At 59.6% G+C, this 21,936-nt stretch carries 16 protein-coding genes and 2 pseudogenes; 8 read left to right on the top strand and 10 right to left on the bottom strand.

The window, feature by feature from the left end:
* The first annotated feature begins 82 nt into the window (after positions 1-82).
* Together nthB and QZ964_RS01245 are read left to right on the top strand one after the other, a co-directional pair.
* Positions 83-694, top strand: coding sequence for a nitrile hydratase subunit beta (gene nthB, locus QZ964_RS01250; protein WP_367119184.1), 612 nt, complete (start codon positions 83-85; stop codon positions 692-694).
* Positions 695-759: 65 nt separating this feature from the next.
* The gene (locus QZ964_RS01245) at positions 760-1,053 is read left to right on the top strand and encodes an integrase core domain-containing protein (RefSeq protein WP_367119183.1); all 294 of its coding nucleotides are present in this window, start codon (positions 760-762) and stop codon (positions 1,051-1,053) included.
* Positions 1,054-1,185: 132 nt separating this feature from the next.
* Here the strand turns inward: QZ964_RS01245 and nagA are convergent, their stop codons facing one another.
* The gene (gene nagA, locus QZ964_RS01240; protein WP_292528126.1) at positions 1,186-2,352 is read right to left on the bottom strand and encodes an N-acetylglucosamine-6-phosphate deacetylase; all 1,167 of its coding nucleotides are present in this window, start codon (positions 2,350-2,352) and stop codon (positions 1,186-1,188) included.
* Positions 2,349-3,383: an SIS domain-containing protein gene (locus tag QZ964_RS01235; protein WP_292528125.1), complete on the bottom strand. Its 1,035-nt coding sequence runs from the start codon at positions 3,381-3,383 to the stop codon at positions 2,349-2,351. The genes nagA and QZ964_RS01235 overlap by 4 nt, the downstream gene beginning before the upstream one ends.
* 215 nt (positions 3,384-3,598) lie before the next feature.
* Between QZ964_RS01235 and QZ964_RS01230 the strand changes: the two genes are divergently transcribed.
* The 3 genes and pseudogenes from QZ964_RS01230 to QZ964_RS01220 all read left to right on the top strand — a co-directional run.
* Positions 3,599-4,555: an N-acetylmuramic acid 6-phosphate etherase gene (locus QZ964_RS01230; RefSeq protein ID WP_292528182.1), complete on the top strand. Its 957-nt coding sequence runs from the start codon at positions 3,599-3,601 to the stop codon at positions 4,553-4,555.
* Between the two features lie 177 nt (positions 4,556-4,732).
* Positions 4,733-5,107: pseudogene (locus QZ964_RS01225) on the top strand (ISKra4 family transposase); the annotation flags it as partial.
* 280 nt (positions 5,108-5,387) lie between these two features.
* Positions 5,388-5,613 (top strand): annotated as a pseudogene (locus QZ964_RS01220) (IS5/IS1182 family transposase); the annotation flags it as partial.
* A 95-nt stretch (positions 5,614-5,708) separates the two neighbouring features.
* Here QZ964_RS01220 and QZ964_RS01215 read toward each other — a convergent pair.
* Positions 5,709-6,599, bottom strand: coding sequence for a serine protease (locus tag QZ964_RS01215; RefSeq protein WP_292528124.1), 891 nt, complete (start codon positions 6,597-6,599; stop codon positions 5,709-5,711).
* A 23-nt stretch (positions 6,600-6,622) separates the two neighbouring features.
* The gene (locus QZ964_RS01210; RefSeq protein WP_292528180.1) at positions 6,623-8,293 is read right to left on the bottom strand and encodes a caspase family protein; all 1,671 of its coding nucleotides are present in this window, start codon (positions 8,291-8,293) and stop codon (positions 6,623-6,625) included.
* Between the two features lie 319 nt (positions 8,294-8,612).
* Here QZ964_RS01210 and QZ964_RS01205 point away from each other — a divergent pair, with 319 nt between their 5' ends.
* Together QZ964_RS01205 and QZ964_RS01200 are read left to right on the top strand one after the other, a co-directional pair.
* Entirely contained in the window at positions 8,613-9,866 is a 1,254-nt protein-coding gene (locus QZ964_RS01205; protein WP_292528122.1) for a Tn3 family transposase, read from the top strand.
* 270 nt (positions 9,867-10,136) lie between these two features.
* Positions 10,137-12,278: a M12 family metallo-peptidase gene (locus QZ964_RS01200; RefSeq protein ID WP_292528121.1), complete on the top strand. Its 2,142-nt coding sequence runs from the start codon at positions 10,137-10,139 to the stop codon at positions 12,276-12,278.
* A 252-nt stretch (positions 12,279-12,530) separates the two neighbouring features.
* On the opposite strand, the gene QZ964_RS01195 is transcribed toward QZ964_RS01200, so the two are convergent.
* Complete coding sequence (locus tag QZ964_RS01195; RefSeq protein ID WP_292528119.1) at positions 12,531-13,871, bottom strand: cytochrome P450; 1,341 nt, start codon at positions 13,869-13,871, stop codon at positions 12,531-12,533.
* A 642-nt stretch (positions 13,872-14,513) separates the two neighbouring features.
* Here QZ964_RS01195 and QZ964_RS01190 point away from each other — a divergent pair.
* Complete coding sequence (locus QZ964_RS01190; RefSeq protein ID WP_292528117.1) at positions 14,514-16,190, top strand: hypothetical protein; 1,677 nt, start codon at positions 14,514-14,516, stop codon at positions 16,188-16,190.
* Between the two features lie 84 nt (positions 16,191-16,274).
* Here the strand turns inward: QZ964_RS01190 and QZ964_RS01185 are convergent.
* From QZ964_RS01185 to QZ964_RS01165, 5 genes are all read right to left on the bottom strand, one after another.
* Positions 16,275-17,113 (bottom strand): IS5 family transposase gene (locus tag QZ964_RS01185; protein WP_292528115.1). Its coding sequence is split into 2 segments (ribosomal slippage): positions 16,275-16,726 and positions 16,726-17,113, totalling 840 coding nucleotides; the frame shifts between segments, so codons are not numbered across the junction.
* A 169-nt stretch (positions 17,114-17,282) separates the two neighbouring features.
* On the bottom strand, positions 17,283-18,365 hold the full coding sequence (locus QZ964_RS01180; protein ID WP_292528114.1) for a beta-propeller fold lactonase family protein: 1,083 nt from the start codon (positions 18,363-18,365) through the stop codon (positions 17,283-17,285).
* Positions 18,366-18,467: 102 nt separating this feature from the next.
* The gene (locus QZ964_RS01175) at positions 18,468-19,202 is read right to left on the bottom strand and encodes an SMC-Scp complex subunit ScpB (protein WP_292528113.1); all 735 of its coding nucleotides are present in this window, start codon (positions 19,200-19,202) and stop codon (positions 18,468-18,470) included.
* Between the two features lie 157 nt (positions 19,203-19,359).
* A complete protein-coding gene (locus QZ964_RS01170) occupies positions 19,360-19,623 on the bottom strand; it encodes a hypothetical protein (protein ID WP_292528112.1) in 264 nt (87 codons plus the stop codon).
* Between the two features lie 282 nt (positions 19,624-19,905).
* Positions 19,906-21,906, bottom strand: a complete 2,001-nt coding sequence (locus QZ964_RS01165) for a hydrogenase maturation protein (protein ID WP_292528110.1) — start codon at positions 21,904-21,906, stop codon at positions 19,906-19,908.
* Positions 21,907-21,936: the final 30 nt, after the last annotated feature.

Below are 21,936 nucleotides of genomic sequence, written 5' to 3'. Positions count from 1 at the left end.
GGGCATCCACTCCATCACTTAAATTTATCGGTCCCTGGCCTACTGTCTGGACTTTGGGCCAGCGCAGAAGGCGTCTGGCGCCATGAAATTACGGCACCATATCGGCGGCCTGGAAGGGTTGCTGGAGCCCCTAACGCTGGATCGGCGCGTCTTTGCCGAGGAGTGGGAGAGGCGGATATTCGGCGTCCATGTTGCGATGATGGGTCTGTCGGGCCATCTCGGCTCGTCCGTGCCGGCCTACGCGATCGCCGATGTGCCGACCACCTTCCGAGACATGTGGACATGGGCGCATCTGCGCGCCCGCGCCGAGGCGATGGATCCATTCGACTACTTTAAATTTCGTTATTACGAGAAGTGGCTCAACGGCATTGCCGCATTCCCTGTCGACGAGGGATACCTGCGCGAGGACGAATTGGCGTCGCGGACAACAGAACTGCGCGGCCAAGCGGCCCGGCCGCCCGGCGCTCGGCTAGGGGTCGCGGGTGGAACTGTCGCCATTGACGAGCAGATCATGGCATATCTGCGCAATGGCGACAGTCCTCGCCGCGACGTCGCTCATCCAAAGTTCGCGGTCGGGCAACTCGTCCGGATCGCAAATCTCCCGGCCGGCGCGCACACTCGGTTGCCCGGCTACCTTCGGGGGCGGAGCGGTACGGTGGCGCAGGTGCTCGAAGGCGACTACGCCTACTTCTAGCGCACTGGGGACGGCATTGGCGATCCGATGCCCGTCTATATCGTCGAGTTCACGCCGGTGGAATTGTGGGGTCCGTGTGCATTCGGGATCGGCCCACCGCGTTCCGCTCGCCCTGGCAGAACGGCCACGCTGAACGCCTGATCGGCTCGGTCCGGCGCGAGTGCGCTGATCATTTGATCGCGTTCAACGCGGCGCACCTTCGACGAATCCTTGCGCGACACGCCATCTATTATAACGAGGCGCGAACGCATGTTTCGCTCGCGAAGGATGCGCCGTGCGTGCGGTTGATTGAGCGGTTCGGAGACGTCGTTGCGCATCCGATCCTTAGCGGGCTACATCATCGGTACGCCCGAATCTAGATTTCGGAAGCGACTGGCGGCCGGCGCCATGATCTGCGCGAAGGTCGAAGGCGTGCCCTGCGGAATGGCGCTCGCACAGTCAGAGATTCGCCCGCATGCGCTCCGGAATCTCTCCGAAACTCTCGCACAACTTCACACGATTCCCGCGCCGGATTCGTCAGATTTCTTTCCGGCAACCCACGTCGCGAGAACTGAAAGATCAGTCGAATCTAAGGCGACAATGTCGGCGCGGTAGCCTGGAGCGAGTCGGCCGAGGAAATGCCCGACGCTCAAGAAGTCGGCGGGCTCAGTAGAGGCAAAACGTAAGGCGCGCTCTAACGGGAGCCCCAAAAGCCGAACGCAGTTCTTGACCGCAGTCGCCATGTCGAGCGATGATCCTGCGAGGACGCCGTTCGGCGTGACGCAACGGCCATCGCGAACCGCGATCTGTGTGCCCTGTAGCATGAACTCCTTGGATCCGCCTACAGGCGGCATCGCATCTGTGACAAGCATCGGATGGCCGGCGCCGCGGATTGCAAGCCCCAGGGTCGCTGGAGCGACGTGTTGGCCATCCACAATAATTCCATAGTAGGCATTGGGCGATTCTAGCGCCGCTCCGATCGGCCCGGGCTCGCGGGCCGAAAGCGGCCGCATGGCGTTGAATAGATGCGTGAAGCCGGTCAACCCTTCCGCCATCGCGGCGCGGGTCTGCTCAAAAGTCGCCATCGAATGGCCTAGCGAAACCTTTGCGCCCGCCGCAATCAAATCGGCAATGAAGCCCGTGGGCGCCACTTCCGGCGCCAAGGTGACGAGCAACACGCCTTTCTTGTAGGAGGAGAGCATTTGGAGGTGATGAGGTGCGGGACGCCGAATGAGGTCGCGGCGGTGGACTCCGGGCTTGTCACGCGACAAGAAGGGGCCTTCGAGATGAATGCCGAGAATGCTGGGCTCTCGTGGAAGCATCGCCTCGACGGCGCTCAACGCCGCAGCCATGATCGCATCGGTGTCGGTGATCAGCGTCGGCAAAAGCGCCGTTGTGCCGAATCTTCGATGGGTGGCGACAATTCTCGCGAGGCATTCGGGCGTCGGATCAGCATTGAATAACGCGTCTCCTCCGCCGTTCACCTGTACGTCGATAAATCCCGGCGCAAGCCACGCGCCCTTCGGCGCTTCGAATACGTCGATCGATGTGGACAATTCCTTGCGCGGCGTGACCGCCGCGATTTGCGAATCATTGATGAGGATAACGCTGTTTCGATGAATCATCACGCCGTCGAAGACGAAATCCGCAGCGATGGCGTGCAGTTCCGGCACGCTCATCGCGTGCGCGTGATTTTTTGCAAATGAAGGGGCTCGTCCACGTTGATGCCCCGCGCCGCGGCGAGGCGGACGACCATCCCGTAGAAGCTTTGGATCTGACAAATAGCATCGGTTTCGGGCTGATCGGGAGCGAGCGTCTCGAGTTGACCAGGCGGGGCGTCGTTCGAGCCGGTGGCGAACAATGCCGCTCCTTTGGCTTTCAGATTAAGAGCCAACTGGTTCGTTCCCGCGGCTGCGGCGTCGGTGGGCGTGAAGATCACAATCGGATAATTCGAAGAGACCAAGGCGATCGGACCATGCTGAAATTCGGCCGCAGAAAACGCTTCGGCATGGAGACGCGAAGTCTCCTTCAATTTCAGCGCCGCCTCCCTCGCAATGGCGAGCGTGGGGCCTCGCCCAATTGTGATAAGACTCTCCGCTCGGGTGAGAACGCCAACCAAGTTGCTCCAATCGAGTTCGCTGGAGGCGGCGAGCCGGTCTGGCAAACGCCGCAACGCGTTGGCAAGCGCCTCATGTTCCGCCCACAGCGCCGTAAGGCGCGCCAAAACCGAGAGCGATGCGATGAAAGTCTTCGTCGCCGGAATACTGAGTTCCGGTCCGGCCTCCATCGGCAGGACGAACTCGCAGCTCCGCGCAAGCTCGCTTTTGGCGTCGTTTGTGATGCAGGCGGTTACGGCGCCGGATTGCCGCGCGGCGACCGCTTGCTCGATAAGGTCGCAGCTTTTCCCGGATTGGGAAATGGCCAGAAAAAACTGACCATTCATACTGAGACGCCGGTGATAGATCGTCGTAATGCTTGGCGCCACCGCCGCGACAACAATACCCAGATATCGCTCAATCAAATGTTTGCCGAAGGTCGCCGCATGCGCGGAACTGCCCCGTGCGCAAGTAACGACAACCTGCGGCGGTTTGCGTCGTAGCCGCTCGACAAGCGCGGCGATGACGCTCGACAGAAGCCGCTCCTCCTGCCGCCTCACCGCCTCTGGCGCCGTTCGCAACTCGGCGGTCATTTGGAAGTCAGCGAAGGTCATTCTATTGCTTTGTTAGCGGTAGTCATGGTTCAATCATCGCATAACATCCCAAGTGAAGCGAACACGGCGGAGCGGGCTCAAAGAAGGTTGCCTCATGAAGGCCGGGGAGTGCGCCCGGTTCTAGCTTTCCGTTTCACTTGTGGGCCACTCTCTTGAATCTGCTTCGTAGGTGGGCATATCCCCAAAAACCTCGCGATCGCCGGTGAATGACGCCGATGGAAACCGAACGCCCGAGCCCTCGTTATTCCAACATCGACCTCTGGGAGCCAGCGGAGATCTTGGAGGCGATGATTGAAGGGCAGTTCGCCGCCGTCGCGGCCGTGCGGGCCGCGCACCCGGCCATTGAAAGCGCGGGGCTTGCGATAGAGCGGCGGCTAAAGCGCGGCGGGAGGCTCGTTTACATGGGGGCTGGAACGTCCGGCCGCTTGGCGGTCCAGGACGGCGCAGAACTCATGCCGACATTCGGCTGGCCACAGGAGCGACTCCTGCTGCTCATGGCCGGCGGAAAGAACGCCCTTCTTCGAGCCGTCGAGGGCGCCGAGGATCAGGAGGCGCAGGGAGTGGAACTTGCGCGGCGCAATGCCATCGGTCCGACTGACGTCGCTATTGCGGTGGCGGCGAGCGGCACGACGCCGTTCACGGTGGCGTGTCTTCGTGCGGCAAAAGAAGCGGGCGCTCTTGCAATCGGCGTCGCCAACAATCGAGACACGCCGCTCCTTAGGGAAGCCGACCACGCGATATTTCTTGATACAGGCCCCGAAGCGATCGCCGGTTCGACTCGCATGAAGGCGGGGACGGCCCAGAGGATCACCCTTATTCTGTTGTCCTCTCTTGTCATGATCTCGCTCGGACGCGTCTATGACGGCTTGATGGTGGATATGCAGGCCTCGAACAAGAAACTGGTCCGGAGAAGCGAAAAGATATTGTCGCGCCTGAGCGGTCGAGGCCTCGAAGATGTGCAAGAGGCCCTGCACGGAGCCGGCGGGAGCGTCAAGCTCGCCTTTCTTCTTCTTCAGGGATACCGACGCGACGAGGCACAGGCCGCGCTCGATCGCGCTGATGGGCATCTGCGCAGAGCAATAAGCCTGATCCGCGAATTTCATGAGGACGTTCTCGAAGGAACACAGCCTTCAATTTCCACCTGCTCCAGCGAGGGGGCGACTCATGAATAAGAGAACGCGCCCTTATTTATGCTGCAGCAGTGGCCGAACGCCATGTGTCCATGGCCGAGCCTCGAAAAGCTCGGTGCGTCCTTGCTGATATGAGATGGGGACCGTAGAATTTACTGGGTTGCGACGAACGTTAACGAATTCCGACGCGAGAAATGGCCGACCTTACGGAGGACGGCGATGCGTTGGAAGATCACAATTGAAGGCCTGGACGAATTCAGCGGACGCGACACCGCTGAGATGGTTATCGAAAAGCCATTCAGCCGGCTGTCGGAGGGAGAGATTGGCCTCTCGATTTCGGATGGCGAGTCGATCATGGCGTTATTGCAGCAGCTTGTGGTGAAGCAGCAATGCGATGCCTACGTCCTGACGAGCCGGTATTGCACCGATTGTCAGACGTTCCGGCGCATCAAGGATTATGGCAAGCGCAAGATCCGGACGGTCTATGGACGTGTCGAAGTCAGCAACCCGCGGATCATGCATTGTCGGCGCTGTCTTCCCTATTTTTGTGACGCTTCGGCCGTTTTGCGCGATATCTGCCCCGATCGGGCGACGCAACTCGAGAACGACAGGGGCGCCTCCAACTATGACGCGATGCTGACGCTCCTCCGCATGCGGGACACGACCGCGGCCCGGCTCGGTCCGCCGATACGCACCACCGGTTCTCCCGAAATACAACGCTGCGCACAACCACTCCGGGTCCAAAAGCTAAATTCGTTTTCTTCGTCATGCGCTATTGAGGTGCCAAGCTCCGCTTTGGCAATGCGCAGCCGATATTCTCAATCCAAGATGGCTTCTGACACCCACGTGAGTCAGCCATCAGAGCCGTTGGTATTATGTCGATCAGGGCTACACTGGCGAGAACGCAGCCAAGGCGCAAGGCGCCGAGCTTTGCGTTGTCAAACTCGCCGAAGCGAAGAAAGGCTTCGTTTTGTTGCCCAAAGGTCGAGCGATCATTCGCTTGGGCAACTCGATGCAGGCGGCTCGTCAAAGACTACGAGCGTTATGCCCAGACTTTCGTAGGGCTCCACGTCGTTGCCTTCGCATGTTTCACGCTCAGACACGCCGCAGAGTTGATGATCCACAGTGCACAATCACGCTCTAGATTCGCGAATCCGGCCGGCGAGCCGATCGGATGCGCGAAACGGTTACGGGGTTACTTCGCGTTGCACTTCTTTCCGGCGACGCAGCCTTCGATCCAGGACTTGAAATTCGAGATGCGCGTGTAGACGCCCGGCTTGCCGGGCCGGGCGCAGCCTTCGCCCCAGCTCACGACGCCAACCAGCAGCGGGTCCGCGGTCCTGACCAGCGGTCCGCCGCTGTCACCCTGACATGAATCCTTGCCGCCGACCGTGAGGCCCGCGCAGATCATGTTGTCGGTGATCGAATCGCCATAGGCGAGAGGATCGGCGCAGGATTTCTTGGTGACGAATGGCACCGCGACTTCCTGCAGCGTGCGGGTTACGCCGCCGCCTTCCTCCATCGCGCCCCAGCCGGTGACGACGAGTTCTTTGCCGGCGACCAGCGTCTTCTCTTCATCGACGGGCGCGAGCACGGCAACTGCCTTGATCTTCGGGCCGAGAGCAAGCGGCTCTTTCAGTTCGATCAGCGCGATATCGCTGTCCTGCGGCGCATGCTTTTCATAATCGCCATGAACGAGGATGCGTTTCACGTCGTGCCGCTTCACGCCGCTCTTCAGCGTATTCGTGCCGGCGATCACGTCGAGACTGTCGGGGGTCAGGCCCGGCATGCAATGCGCAGCCGTGACGATCCATTTATCGCTGTAGATCGAGCCGCCGCAAAAATGCCCGGCGCCGGGATCGGGAATGTCGGCGACGACGAGCGACACCTGCCAGGGATAGGCGCCGTCCTTCGCCGGCACGCCGCCGACAATCTTCGGCTTTTCCTTATTGATGTAGCGCATCACCGTATCGTCATAAGGAGCCGAGCCGGTCTTTTTGAAGGTTTGGGCGGTCGGCGCTTCCGCGCATGCGGGGCCGCCAAGCAGGACGGCGATGGCGGCGATGGGAGCAAGATATTTACGCATGTGTTCCTCCAATTGCTTAGCGGTTAGTTGCTTCCAAAAATGCGTATTCTGGGATTTTCACCATGGAGATCGGCTGCCTCCTCGACCATGGTGATGTTCTCGGGCGGGACCGTCTTTCCGATAAGAAAGGCGACGTAATAGGCGCGGGCTCTTATCGCCGCTTTTTCGCGCGTGGAGCGTTCGCGATCGGACGTCGGCGTCGCGATCGAAACCCAGTTGATTTTTGCCCGTGCGAGTTTCAACCGCGCCAGTTCCTCGACGACGAGCTTGGTGTCGCCCAAAAGCGCCGTTCCGAGCGGCGCGTCTCCAAGCGTAAATTCTCGCAGCGCGCGCCCGATCTCGACATTCTGCGTGCCGGCGTTTTTCGGCACCTGCACATAGACCGGCGTCTCACTTTCGGCGGTCTTGCCGCGCAGCCAAACGCCGCCGGAATCGTCCTGCTCGACCGACTGCACCTCAATTTTCGCGCCGGGCTTCAAGTCCTCCGCAACACCGCCGCCGGCCTTAGGTTCGAAACGCGCGATGAGTTCTTTCATAACCACGACCGTTTTCGAACTCGCCAGCACCTCGGCGACAAATTGCGGATTTTGCCCGCCGGTCGCTTGGGGCGCCGGCGGCGGCTCCGCTTTTGTGTCCGCGGCGATGCGTGGCATGGCGAGCGGTCCGGAGACTTGCGGAATCGAGATGGGGGCCGATTTGGCGACATCCCAGCTCGCATCGACCTGCGCGGGTGAAACATGTGATGCACGGCTTACGGTCGCGCGACGACTGTTGTCCGTAAGCCACTTTCGCGCCGAGGCCGCATAGGGGCCGAGCCCCCATAGCTCGGCATAGTTTCGCACATAGGGTTCGCCGATCTTCTGCGCCGCGATCCACTCGGTCAGCGCCTGCGCTTCTTTGTCCTTCGACATTTTGAAATAGACGTATGGCGTCGCATTGGTGGACATCCATGGGCTCTGCCGGTCGTTCGTGTCCTGCTTGACTTTCAGCGCAATCAGCCGATGCGCTTCGAGTAACTCGACATCCGTCTTCATCAAGTGCTCGTTGAGCGCCGCGGTGTATTTGCTGAGGCCGCCAGCGCCGTCGCCGATCGATTTCGTGCCCGCTCTCGACGAGTAGCCGAGCACATTGTTGGGATTGCGCGCGAACTCGGGAAACCCCTTGCTGATTTCCGCGCGCGTCTGGCCTTCGCCTGGCTCAACGATGAAATCGGGAATATTGCGGCACGCGTCGAGCAGCAGCAGAAGCAGCGCGGGGTTCCGGCTATTAGCCAGATCCTGCAATCCCGACACCGATAAAAAGACATCCTGCACTTCGGTGGAAGGTATGACTTTTGGAAACGTGGTCGGCGTCAGAAAGCCTTCTCCGCCATAGGTGAAACCATGACCCGAGTAGTAAAAAACCGCGAAGGAACCGCGATCAATCTTCGTCACGAACGGCAAGTACAGGCCGAGAAAATCGTCGCGCGTCCGGACGTTCTCGGACAGCGTCACGTCGAAACCCGCGTCCCGCAAATTCTGCGCCATGGTACGCGCATCGGTAAGCGAGCCGGGAAGTTTGTCGGCGTTGTCGTATTCGGCGTTGCCAATGACGAGCGCCATGCGCTTGACGGGCTTCGGCTCATTATATTGCGCTGTTGAAGGGGCTGGCGCGACGAGCGCCGACAGCATGAAAAACAAAAATAGCGGTCGCATCACGGCCATGCTCCCTTAAGGACCCGCACACTCGAAGGAAATGCGTCGCCGAGAAATTAGGCCAATGATGGCGCCGCGCAAGCTCGCGCGCAAGTGGACGGCGCCGCGGGCGGCATCATCGTGCCAGGATGGTGGTCGTTGTCGAAAGTTGGGCCAGATCGCGAGCAACGGATTCATCGCGCGCGTTATAGGGCCATCGCCAAAGAAACGGCTATTCTCAGCGCCCAGCACCTTTCGCGGTTCGACACGCCGCGCCGACTGGCGACTCTAGTCGTGTTCGCCCGCGAGATGGAAGCGATCCTCACGGACGGCGCTCGTCATGTTCGACAAGATGCTTGGCGGTGTCTACCGTCGCGCCGATCGCGCCTACAGAGAAAATGTTGTTCATCGAGCAAAAGCGCTCGATGCATCGGCGCGAGCGCTTCTCCATATGGCGAAAGCCATGTTGGCGGCGAAGGAATCTGGAGAGGATCAAGGCTCTGCCCTCGAACGTTCGCTCGGTTGGGAACGCTTGAAAGCGCTCGTCGCGGAAACAGAAATTGTCGTTGCCAACACGCGCGAAGACAATTTGACCGAAATCGTCGAAAGGTATCCGACGGTGCGCCGGATGATTTCGGTCCTGCTCAATGCATTTGCATTCCGCTCATGGAAGCCAAACGACTCATTGCTCGACGCGCTCGATCTGTTGCGTGGACTTTATGCGGCGCGACCGAGACAACTCCCTCAACGTCCGCCGACAGCATTTCTAAAATCGACGTGGCGCAAGCTCGGAAGAGGCTCCACATTTGATCGTCGGGCATATGAGGTCGCGGTCATGCTGGCGCTACGCGACAGTTTGCGGTCCGGAGACATTTGGGTCGAAGGCAGCCGCGCGTTCCGCGTCTTCGGCGACTTTCTTCTGCCGGCGGAGGCTTTTGTCGCTCGGCGACGAGAGGGCGAATTGGGACTTGCTGTCCAGGATCGCTTCGATGACTGGCAAACCGAGCGAACGACCTTGCTTGAATCGCGGCTCAATGAGATCGATACGCTCGCGTCGGCCGGCAATGGTTGGACGGGATTCGCCGAGCGCTTCGGCCATCTGCGAACCGGCGCGCCGCCAGAAAATATAGGGCTGATGACAGCGTTGCTGGCAGACGCCACCAATCTCGGCCTCGCCCGAATGGCGCGCAGCTCCAAAATATTTAGCCATTCCAAATTGCTCTGGATCGCCGAATGGCATGTTCGCGATGAAACCTATCAGGCGGCGCTCGCGTGTCTGATCGAAGCAATCCACGCGCAGCCATTCACAAGGGTCTGGGGCGACGGCGGCACGTCATCGTCGGATGGACAATTTCTCAAGGCAGGCGGCCATGGAGAGGCGCGCGCCGACTACAACGCCAAATATGGCTCGGAGCCGGGCGTCAAGTTTTATACGCATGTCTCCGATCGTTACGCGCCGTTTCACACCAAGGTCATCGCCGCCAACGCCAGCGAGCCCGCGCATATTCTGGACGGTCTGCTTCACCACGAATGCTCGCTGGATATGACCCCGGTTTGGGCCGCCCTGTGCTCTGCCAATGCACATTATACGTGAGCTGCCGGCTGGTTCTTGCTAACCAGCAGCAACGCCTTTCCGCATTAACCAAACCTTAAGGCTTTACTTGGCGATGGATCGCGCGTAGCCTTTTCTCAGTTTCAGGCGCGCGGTTTCAGGTCGTATGTTCAAGCCCTTTTTCACGTGGATACCGTCGCGCTGTATCTCCATGCCGATCGTGTGAGTAGCCGTTGCTCCGCAAACACTTCGCGAAGCCTGATGGTACCCGTGATGTCTGTTTTCATAACGAAAGATTATGGGGACAAGCAAATGACCCTACGCTTCTGGCTCATCGCATTGATGTTAGCGTGTTCCAGTCCCACGCTTGCGGCGGATTTGTTTATTCCGGTGCCTCAGACTCGCGTGGCGGCGATGGCGCCCGATCAAAGACAGATGCTCACAACGCTTGAAAAGCAGAAGACTACCAAGAGCGTGCGGTTGGTGAACATTAACCTCGATTCGCTCAAAGAGCCGACCGTCACCCTGGGACTTCGCGCCGGCCTGACGGTGCAGGCGGCCAAAAAGGATATGGAAAAGCGGTCCGAGACCGATTTCACCTGGTACGGAACTTTGTCGGAAGTCCCAGGAGCGGCGACCTTGGTCGTCCGCGACGGCAACATCACGGGGACGGTCAGAAGCGATAAGGAACTCTTTAAAATTCGGCCAGTCGGCTCGGGGCTTCATGCGCTGATCGAGGTGGACCAGTCGAAGTTCCCTCCCGACGATCCGCCCAGTTTCGAGAAGCTGGAGAAGCGGAATGGTCTCCCGGAAAACAAGGATTCATCGGCCCAGGAGGGGCTCGAGAGGGCACCGCCGACGGCCGCCGCCAATCCGATCGTCGAAGTGCTCGTCGCCTACACCCCTTCGGCCGAAACGGCGAGCGGCGGTATCGCCGCGCTGATTCAGCTGGCCATCGACGAGACCAATCTAAGCTACCAGAACAGCGGAATTACGCCGCGCGTCCATCTGGCGCACACCCAAAAGGTGAATTACAACGAAGCCGGCCGCAGCTTCGATATGATCATGGCCGATTTTTCGCGCGTCGGCGACGGCGTGATGGACGAGATCCACGGCCTGCGTCAGAAGTTTCAGGCCGACGTCGCGGTGCTCATCATCAACAAGACGGACTATTGCGGTCTGGCGCGCACGATCCGGGCGGCGGCCGTCTCCAGTTTCGCCCTCGTGCACCATGATTGCGCCACCGGCTACTATTCATTCGGACATGAGATCGGCCATCTTCAGGGAGCAAGGCACAATCCCGAAGCCGACCCGAACACCTCGCCTTTCGCCTATGGTCACGGGTTCAGGAACGGCTCCAGCTGGCGCACGATCATGGCCTATGACTGCTCGCCGAGCTGCTCCCGACTTCAATATTGGTCGAACCCGAACGTCACTTACAACGGAACCGCCATGGGCACGGCGGCAACCCATAACAACGCCCGCGTGCTGAATGAAACGGGCGCGGCCGTCGCGGCCTTTCGACCCGCAACGGGCGCGATATGGCGCTACACCGGCGCGCCCTGCAGCGGAAATTCATGCCCCGGCTGGCAAAGGCTCGATAATAATCCAAAAACATCTGCGATCGCCGCGGCGGGCGCCGAGCTCTATCAGCTGCATCATGATGGATGGATTTGGCGCTACACCGGAACGCCCTGTAGCGGCGATTCCTGCCCCGGATGGCAGCGCCTGGACCGAAATCTCAAGACAGTCGCCATCGCCGCCGGAGGGAATCAGCTCTTTCAGCTGCACAATGACGGATGGATTTGGCGCTACACCGGCGCGCCCTGCAGCGGCGATTCCTGCCCCGGTTGGCAGCGCCTGGACCGCAACCCCAAGACGATCGCCATCGTCGCTGGGGGCAGCCAACTCTATCAGCTGCACAACGACGGATGGATCTGGCGCTACACCGGAACGCCTTGCAGCGGCGAATCCTGTCCCGGATGGCAACGCTTGGACCGCAACCCCAAGACTGCGTCGATCGCCGCGTCGGATACGCAGCTCTACCAACTGCACAATGACGGATGGATTTGGCGTTATACTGGAACGCCTTGTAGCGGCGATTCCTGCCCCGGTTGGCAGCGCCTGGACCGCAACGCCAAGACCATCGCCATCGCCGCGGGAGGAAGCGAACTTTACCAACTACACAACGACGGATGGATCTGGCGCTACACCGGAACGCCCTGCAGCGGCGATTCCTGCCCCGGATGGCAGCGCCTCGATCGAAATCCCAAGACGATCGCTATCATCGCGGCCGGGAGTCAGCTATATCAGCTTCACGACGACGGATGGATCTGGCGCTACACCGGAACGCCCTGCAGCGGCGATTCCTGCCCCGGATGGCAAAGACTGGATAACAATATTCGCACGGAAAGCATCGTTTCGGACGGCAATCGGCTGTACCAGCTCCACTGAGGCATCGGACGGCAACGCGCGAGCAAGCGCGGTCTGCACTAGCGCCGCACTGAGCACGTGATCGGTTCGGAAAATCAGAGTCCCGGCGGGTTTTCGTCGCCGGCTCCCTCCGACACTCGCAACTCGCAAAGCCGAAATTCGTCAAAGTGAACAATTTCCACGAAAGAGCGTGCGCTCATTTAGGGTTTGCGACAAGACTGACCCGTCAGGCGAGCTCAGCGCGTAACCGTGTCAACGCCGAACTGTTGTTGCTCACAGGACTTCAATAACAAGCGGCAGTCCATTTTTGGCACGCAGGGTCAGATGCGATGCGAGAGCGACTTGATGACCTGGCGCGGGTTTGAAACGGAAACCGCGCACCAGCGTCGCCAAAATGGTTGTCATCTCCAACATGGCGAAATTCGATCCAATACATATGCGTGGCCCCGCGCCGAAGGGCATATAGGCGCAACGATGGCGCGCTTTCACCTTTTCAGAAGCAAAGCGATCAGGATCAAAACCGTAGGGCTCGTCCCACAACTTCTCATGCCGATGCACACACCAAATCGCAATGATCACGAGCTCGCCAGCGCGGATCTTATGTGGACCGATCGTGACGTCCTCGCGCGGCGCGCGGCCGACGCCGAAGGCCGGCGGAAAGAGCCGCATCGATTCTTGAAGTACCTGTCGCGTAAAGGTTAGTCTGTCGATGTCCTCAGGACCAATCGGCCTTTGGCCGAGAGCGGCTTGGATCTCAGCCCGCAGTCGCTCCTGCGTCGCCTGATCCTTCGCAAGGAGCCATAAAGTCCATGCCAGCGCCGTCGCCATTGTCTCGTGACCGGCGACCATGAACATGTATAAGTTGGAGATCAATTCCGCGTCGCTCATGGCGCGTCCCGTTTCCGGATCTTTCGCGGAAAGGAGCAGCGCCAGAATGTCCTTCGACTCCCGGCCTTCAGCCCGCCTGTTCGCTACGAGCCGTGATATCGCGTCGCTAAGCCAGCGACCGCTGGCCGCCGCCTTGCGCGAGCCCGGAAACGGCGTCGCCTCGGGCAGTCCCATCCTGGCGAAGAGAAACCGCCAAGCGGTGGTCGACACTCTGGGACGGAGCTCGGCAAGGAATTTTCTCTGATCCAGCGTCTCCGCGCCCTGACCAAGCACCGCTCGAAGAATAATTGCAAAAGTCAACTGCGCCATGGCCGGCGCCACGTTGATGATGCCTCCATTTGCTGTGCGCCGCCACTCCTGGGCCTGTGCATGAGCGCCGCGCGCGAAGGTCGGAACGAGCTCGATAAGCTTCTCATGACGAAAGGCGGGCGCCGCAGTGCGCCGCTGCCATCGCCAATCGGCTCCCTCCGCAAAGAAAAGGCTCTTGCGACTGAACGCGCTCGAGAGCGCTCGCGTTTGGAACCGATCGCGCACGAATTCTTCCGCGCGGGCAATGAGCACTTCTTCAATCAAGACTGGATCGGTCAGCAAGACCGTTGCAGGTAGGATTGGCCAAAGGCCTCGCATCACCGCGTGGCCTTCTCTATAGGCCTCCGGTGGCCAGTTCTCGATCATATTGGTGACGGCCGCACGCAGAGACGGCTTAGCGCGCGGCGAAAATGGCATAAACTCGGCGTCGTGAAACATAAGACGTTAACTCAGAAATCAGCGGTTGCGACGCTTGTCGCGCAACAAGATGTCGCTGTCTCGCAAGCTGTTCCCGTCGCGCGAGCCATGGCGCACTTTACAGAATTTTTCGTTGGGATCGAGTTTTTTGAAGATGCGCAACGCTCTCTCGCTCGACGAAGTTCGGCGCAACGGCGAGGCGCGTTTTTCAGCGGACGGCGGAAGCGAGACAGATTGTCGGCAAGCGGGTGATGGGGCAAGCGCGACGCTGAGCTCAATGATCCTTTTTCAGGGCCGGCATTTCGATCGCGCGACCATCACTGGCGCAGGGACGAAACCTACGTCAAGATTAAACGGCCGTCGGGCATATCTCCATGGCGCTGCCGACAAGACTGCATTGACGTCGGATTGTTCTGCGCGCCAAACGGGATGTCGCCGTCGCAAAAGCGCTTTTCCTCGGTCGTTCGCGAACCGGGCTGTAAATGGCGTGAAGTCTCCTAGCGCCCGCGCTAATATTGGAGATCCGACCGTCGAGTCTGACCCCTCCTTGTTTTGGTCTAATAACAATTCCTTGCCTCGATCCATAAAGGGAGTCAAAATTTGCAAATTGCCGTGTGCATTTTGTTTCGAGGAGAAATTTCGATGGCGCAGATTCAACAATTCGTTGCGTCGCCGACAACGACTACCCAGCCGCGCCACACTGGCGACGATCGTTATCGGCTGACACGACTTCGAAATCTTGCTAACGCGGCGAGCGACGCGGCGCCGGCGCATTGGCGCGAAGCAGCTGCTGAGCGGTGGTTGCGCCGAAAAGGTTCGCCGGGGCCGGCAAGCGAGCATGTCTTTCAGTACAGGCTGAGCGCGAAGAACTCCAAGCGGGCGCCAGCAACGGCCGCAGAAGCGCTGGTCACAAAAGCCGCCGACTTATTTTACGAGCGCCAATATCGCCAATTTCTCAACGCCACCATGGGCGTTTTCGCCATGACCGCGAAGCTCGCGCTGTTAGGTTGTGGAGGCCGCCCTAAGGGCAGGTTGTGGAGTCGTCATCGGCCGGTGCATGCCGCCATGGTCGAGGAAGCTGAGGGCGCCTCACCGATCATTGTTCTCGACCATCAGACAATCGCCGTTCCCCTGTTCTTGCCGATGCCCGCAACTCCTGAGGAGATAGTTGCTATCGATCGCTGGCTTGCGGGGGACGGCCAAATGCCGCCTTCCTATCGGCAACTCGTTGAGGGCAACATAGTATCTTGCGCGACGCCCTACGCTCGCGCGCTCCGCCGCGCCGCCGTAGGCGCTCTGATCGAAGTTGTCGACGCGGTTCGAAACGCCGGCAAGCTCGCGGTTCTTGCATTGCATCCTTACGACCCCGACGCCATGGGGCTACACCTCACGCTCTTTGGGACTGAGGCGCTAACGATCGAAACCGTGCAGCACGACTATGCTATGGATGCCGACACTTTATACCCGTGGCGGTATGCCGCTTGGAGCCAAAACTGCCTACTTCGGTTTTGCGTCGGCGGCGTCGAAGAAGCCTTCACGCAGTGCTCCCAAAATCTCTTCGTAAAGCGACCGGCCGAAGCGGCAGCTGTTGGGCACGGCGCAGCACGGCGATCAAATTGGAGCCCCGTCCAGCCGCTTGATCAACTGGTCGCATCGCAATTTGAGCTTTTCCAAGTTACCGCATCGTCGTCAGGCTTGCCTGGCGCTTCCCCTCGGAATGGCGACATCGGCAAAGCGGCGTTCATTGCGCGACGTGGGAAAAAGACGCGTCTGCTTGTTCCCTATTTTTCCGGGAACGCCGTGCACGGGCATGCGGCCAAGCTTTGGTCGAACCCGCGAGGAGCGATCGTTATTTGGGACGACCACACCGCGTTATCGTCGATCACGATCACCGGACCGTCTCGCGTCGTCGAACACTCGTGGGTGGCGCGTCACTTCCCGAACATCGCCAAAGAAATGGCCATTCGACGAAAGCGCAATGGATCGCCAGCGTCGGACCCTGAATATTGGTTCGAGCAGGAGGTGGCGGAGATTATTCAGCAGGACGAGCCTCTCGCCCAGAACATTCTCGATCCGGTGCGCTGGACGTGCAGCATTCATGCCGCCGGCCTTGCACTTCACGGAAAAAAGCCCGCCTATTTCGCCGCGGACTCACTACCTCTCTACGACCAAGCATGGCAACACGAACGCGAGGCGGAAGGGCGTCCAAAGGACCCCTCGGGCGCCTCGCGAAGCTACTGGGAGTGGGATTGCTGGGATGCGCTCGTGGCGCGGCGCGCGCACCTCGAACGCTCTCCATCTCAGCTCGATCGGTCTTGAGCGATGAGGTATATCGTGTCACCGATCAGCAAGGTAGCGGCTTCACCCGCCTCCATTGCGGACCTAAGAGTCTGTCCGAAGACATCATGCGGGAATGCATAGCTTTCTGAGCATGAGCCGGATGGATGCGATGCGCAGAAAAGCGAGCGCCTTTCGGTTGAGGCACTCCCAATCCTTGGCCAATCTTCGACACCGACCGAGCCAGGAGAAAGTTCGTTCGACGACCCACCGCCTCGGCAAGACCTCGAAGCCTTTCGCCGCATCGGAACGCTTGACGATTTCCGTCACGAGGCCTGGCAAGGCTTTCTTCTGCGCCTTGCGAAAGATAGGTCCCTGATAGCCGCCATCGGCGAATAGCTTTTGCAGAAACGGAAATTTCCCGAACAATGTGCGCAGAACGAGAACGCCGCCGTCCCGATCCTGGATGTCGGCGGGATGAACAATTGCATGCAGCAGCAGGCCTATCGTATCGACGAGAATATGCCGCTTCTTGCCGTTGATCTTTTTGCCCGCATCATAGCCGTGCGGATCAATGCAGCGCCCCCTTTTTCCGCCGCTTTCACGCTCTGGCTGTCGATGACGGCGGCGGTCGGGCTGGCTTCGCGCCCGGCGGCCTCGCGACACTTCACGTAAAGCGCATGGTGGAGACGATCGATCGTGCCGTCATAGGTCCAAAGATCGAAATAGCCGTAAACCGTGCTCCTGGGCGGCAAATCCTTCGGGATCGCGCGCCACTGGCAGCCGGTCGAGAGAACATACATCAGCCCGTTCACGACCTGGCGCATGTCCACCTTGCGCTTGCCGCCGCCGCGCTTTGCCGGCGGGATCAAGGGGCTGACCAGTTCCCATTCCGCATCCGTCAGATCGCTCGGATAGCGCAGACCACTACGGTCGTAGCGAGCACGATTTTCGTTCGTCCACATCGGCGACCCCTTCGAGAATCAGGCCGCCCATGGAATCATAAAAGACTCATCCGACTCAACTTCCCCTCGGACAGACACTAAGATAAAGGCATCAGCACCGGCAGCATATCGAAGACTTGGCCGCTCGTGGGCTTGCGCGTAGGTTGAATCGTCGCACCTACACTTGGGCTTAGTGGTTAAGGCGAGGAATTGCACCCCCCGCCGGCGGAATAATGCCCACGGCAGTGGGCAGAGTCCCTAACGGGAGTGGAGTTCCCACTACGGTGTTAGTGGCCGTGTCAATTACCGAAACATTGTTGGAGCGCCTATTCGCGACGTAGGCGCGTTTCCCATCCGGGGCGACGGCGACCCCAAAGGGGCCGATCCCCACCGGGACCGGGAGCCCCGCTCCCGTCAGCACGGTTTTGGTGGCCGTGTCGATCACCGAAACAGTGCCGTCGCCGAAGTTCGTAACATAGGCGCGTTTCCCGTCGGGTGTGATGGCGACCCCAATTGAGTTGGCGCCAACCTGGATCGTGGCCGCCACCGTGTTGGTGGTGATGTCGATCACCGAAACAGTGCCGTCTTGGTTCGCGACATAGGCATGGTTCCCATCGGGGGTAATCGATATACAGCGTGGGAAATGGCCCACAGGGATTGGGCTCCCCACCCCTGTTCTGGTGGCCGTGTCGATCACCGAGACGTTGTCGGAGAACCGGTTCGTGACATAGGCGCGTTTCCCGTCCGGCGTGATAGCGACCATGGATGGGGATCTCTCCACCGGGATCGGATGGCCCACCACGGTATTTGTAGCCGTGTCGATCACCGAGACGGTGTTTCCATGATCGGTGAAACTATTCGTTACATAAACGTATTTCCCGTCCGGGGTGACGGCGACCCCAGAGGGGCCGCCAGCCACCGGGAGCGCGACCGTGGCCACCACCTTGTTAGTGGCCGCATCAATCACCGAAACACTGCTGGAGGTCTGATTTGCAACGTAGGCGCGTTTCCCATCCGGACTGACGGCGACCCCAATTGGGGAAGACTCAACAAAGATCGGAAACCCTTTCCCCGTCAGCACGGTGTTTGTGGCTGTGTCGATCACCGAAACGGCGCCATCCTCGGACTCGGAGTTCGTGACATAGGCGAAGGGCTGCGCCGCAGCTGGCAAAGCCGCCAACGCCAAGCCGAGCCCCAGCGCGAGCATGCCGAAGACTTCAACAAATCCAGGCGGCCGCGAGGCGCCGTTCCCGTTTCTTTTAATGCGGTCCATAAAGTATATCCCTCATTATCGAACGATCTTATCGCCGGCGCCCCACCCAACTCACCAGGAGCTCAACGGGGGCCGATAATCTCATTAAAAATTTCCCAATCTCTAATATGACGGGTTTTGAGCCTGTCTCCAAGAGGCCTTTACGATGTCCTCGAGCGCGACGTCGTCAAATTCGATGTGGTCGTCCTGAACGAGCCCCACGGCGGCGTCGATATCGATTTCCGATGGAGTTCGTTGCAGCAAGCCCTCGTCTTCAAGCCGTTCGATGTCAGGAAGATCGCGCAGGGTCGCAAGCCCGAAGACCTCCAGGAATTTCTTGATCGTCACATAGGCGAATGGCGCGCCGGGCTGCGGCGCGCGCAAGGCGCCGTCAATCAACCCATGGCGCCTGAGCGCGCCGATGACGTCGCGGCTGATCTCTTTGCCGGCGAGTCGCGAGAGTTCGGCGCGGGAGGCGGGTTGCAGATAGGCGATCGCCGTTACCGTCAAGATCTCGGTCGGCGTCAATTCGGGCGTGCCGGCGTCGCGCAAATCGCCGCCCGCCGCGCGGATCGCCGGCGCGAAGCGCGGCTTGGTGCGGAGTTGATAGCCGCCGGCGACAAAGACGAGTTCATAGGGCCGCGCGCGCAATTCGTCGCGGATGTCGGCGATAAGATCGTCGAGATTGCAGGTCGAGCCGACAACCCGCGCGAGCGCCTCGCGCGGCACGGGGCTTGGCGCTGCGAAGATGACGGCTTCCACGCGTCCCATCCACTCGCGCCAGCGCGCCGCTTCCGGCAACTCCATAAGCAGGGGATCGAATGAGTCATGCAGCTCGCTTTTCTTGGGGCGGCCCATGTTTGCGCCTCACCTTGCTTCCTGCCGCGTTTGCTTCATCAAACCGGCTCCACCTTTTGAAAAGCGCTTCTTTAAAGCGCGTTTCCCGCGTCGAACCGGCGTCCACTTCGGTTCGAAAAGGCTTCAGAAGGAAAGGTGTCGCGGGAACAGCTGACGCTTATGAGGCTTTATGAAGAGCTGCGAAGATGAGGTCGAGCGTGGAGTCGTCCATGGGACCGCGCCGGGCGCCGATGTCCGACTCGAAGCAGTATGTGCAGCCCATGTTGCAGGCCCCGGCGATGTCCAGGGCCACGTCGTCGACGTCTAGCGGCGTCTGCGCGACGAAAGGCGCGGGCCGCGGCGCGGACGTTACGACGTCACTGTCGACCAGCTGCCGCTCGAGCGGCCCCGCAACTTTGCAATCATGCGGCGGAGATTGCATTGATTGATCTCTGATCATTTGATCGCGTTCAACGCGCAGCACCTTCCATGAATCCTCGCGAAATACGCCGCCTATTATAAGAAGGCGCGAACGCATGTTTCGCTCGCGAAGGATGCGCCCCGCATACGGCCGATTGAGCGGTTCGGAGACGTCGTTGCACATCCAATCCTTGGCGGGCTAAATTATCAGTACGCTCGAATCTAGATTTCGGCAGCGACACGCCGTCGCGGCCGATATCGCTCGCCGACTCGGAGCAACGCGACACACGCGAAAGTGACAATATCAGTAATCATGTCTAAACGGCACCATAGCTTGCCGAAGCATCTTTATCAGCCGGAGCTCTAAAGCGCCCGAAAGTTTGACCCTCGAGTCAGGTTTCTCTATATCCGGAAGCTCGACGCCATTGGTTTGCCGAGCACGAGAAACTAAGCTGGCTTGGTTGCACACGGGGTGTGAGGCTTTATTTGCCCGTTCGCCAAATTCTACGTCGATCTGCGAAACAAGGGCCCGACGAGTATCGTTCGCTGGTGCGTTGCCCTTGAAGACAAAGCGGCGACGCGCCTCGTGATAGGCACGGTCCGGGCCAAAAAAATTGGCCTTCATGCGTTCGAGTTCCTCAGCTCGATAGCATGCGAGAGGCTTGGATTCCTCATCGTCGAGACGCATCATATGTTTTTTTTGTAACATAACTCGCAAACATGGGTCTTGCGCCAAGCGCGTCGCACGGTCCCGCAGCTCCGCCTCGAATATCTCGCCATCGCAGCCGAAGGCGTCGTCAAGAAATCCTATCGTGCATGCAGTCTTCGCGCCGATTGGCATGCACGATTGCATCAATTCGAAAGCTTTGGCCTGCCCAACACGGCGCGGAAGCAGATAGGTCCAATACTCGGAGCCATACAGCTCGCCCATGCTCCGGTAGTGAGGATTGAGGACAACCCCGGACTTGGCATACACGTGGTCCGCTGCAAGAGCGAGGATCGCGCCGCCCGCGCCAGCGTTGCCGCGCAGTCCGGCAATGACGAGGTGGGAGAATGTATTGATTATCTCGTAGACGACATCGTCGATGGCATTGATGTTGCGCCAAGATTCTTCAGCCGCGTCGGCGCTAGCTTCGATTGTGTTCAGATGGATGCCATTCGACCAGAAATCTTTGCCGCCCAATAACACGATCACTTTGGTGGGACGCGAACGGGCATGCAGGAAGGCGTCGCGCAGCCTGCGGCATTGGTCTGCGCTCATTGCTCCATTGTAAAAATCAAATGAAAGATAGCCGACCTGCCCTTCCTCTCTATAGACGATTTCACGGAAGGTCTGATGGTCAGTTGGTGCGTCTACTGGGAGCGGCACCTCAGGCACTCCACGAAGCAACGGCCCTAATACCTGGGTAGCGGGCAACTTGACCCCAGCGACGGCGCAGAATTCAACGTAACAGAAGTCACACGCGATGCCCGCTTGGGCGCTCTGGCAAGCTTCACTGTTTACCTTGGGATCGCCCTTGGCTTTCAGATGGGAAATCCAAACGGCGCCGTCAATTGTCCCGATGCAAATCGCGCCATTTCTCTTGGCAAGGATCTGCCCGGCGGGCCCCTTAATGCAGTCCTCCGCGTGCGCTCCATAAAGAAAGCAACTCGTTCCAAGGAGGGTCGTGAGAACGCCAGGCGCGCTGTCCGCCGCGCGGACTTTTCTAATAATCGCCGCCGTACAATCCTGACGCCAGTCGATGGCCCGGTCTAACTGCTTCATCGCCGGGCGCAAGCGGCCGCGCGCATAGGATAACGCATCGGAAAGCGCCTCGGGACGCCACGCTCCTGACTTGAACTCGCCCAACTCAATTCGCGACACCGCCTCAAGGACGCCGCGAACGGCAGCTTCCGTAACCGGGCCACGGTAAAGGCTGCTCTTCGCCGGAGGAACGGCTTCGAGGCGGAACTCATGCGACGCCCAAATCGGCCCTGCGTCGAATTCCGGTGCAGCCTCTAAGATTGATACACCCCAAGTCCGTTCGTTATTGGCGATAGCCCAGTCCAGCGAAGACGGGCCTCGATCCCCTTTAATTCCTGGATGCACAATTAGGCAGAGACAACGAGACGACACTTCGCTCGGAATTGCGCTCTTCAGCATTGGCGCAATGACCATATCAGGCGCTCGCTCTGAGACCGCATCGATCATATCCTTCTCGCTCGTCACCACGCAGACTCTTATTTCATGGCCGCGTTCAGACAACTCAATGAAAAGTCGTTGGCTGAGGCTGTTATGGGCCGAAGTCAAAAACAGAATATCCACGGCATTACTCCTTCGATTATTATTTTTGCT

This window comes from Methylocystis sp., from assembly GCF_021731785.1.
Classification (GTDB): Bacteria; Pseudomonadota; Alphaproteobacteria; order Rhizobiales; family Beijerinckiaceae; genus Methylocystis.
This window is presented reverse-complemented; position numbering and strand designations above follow the sequence as displayed.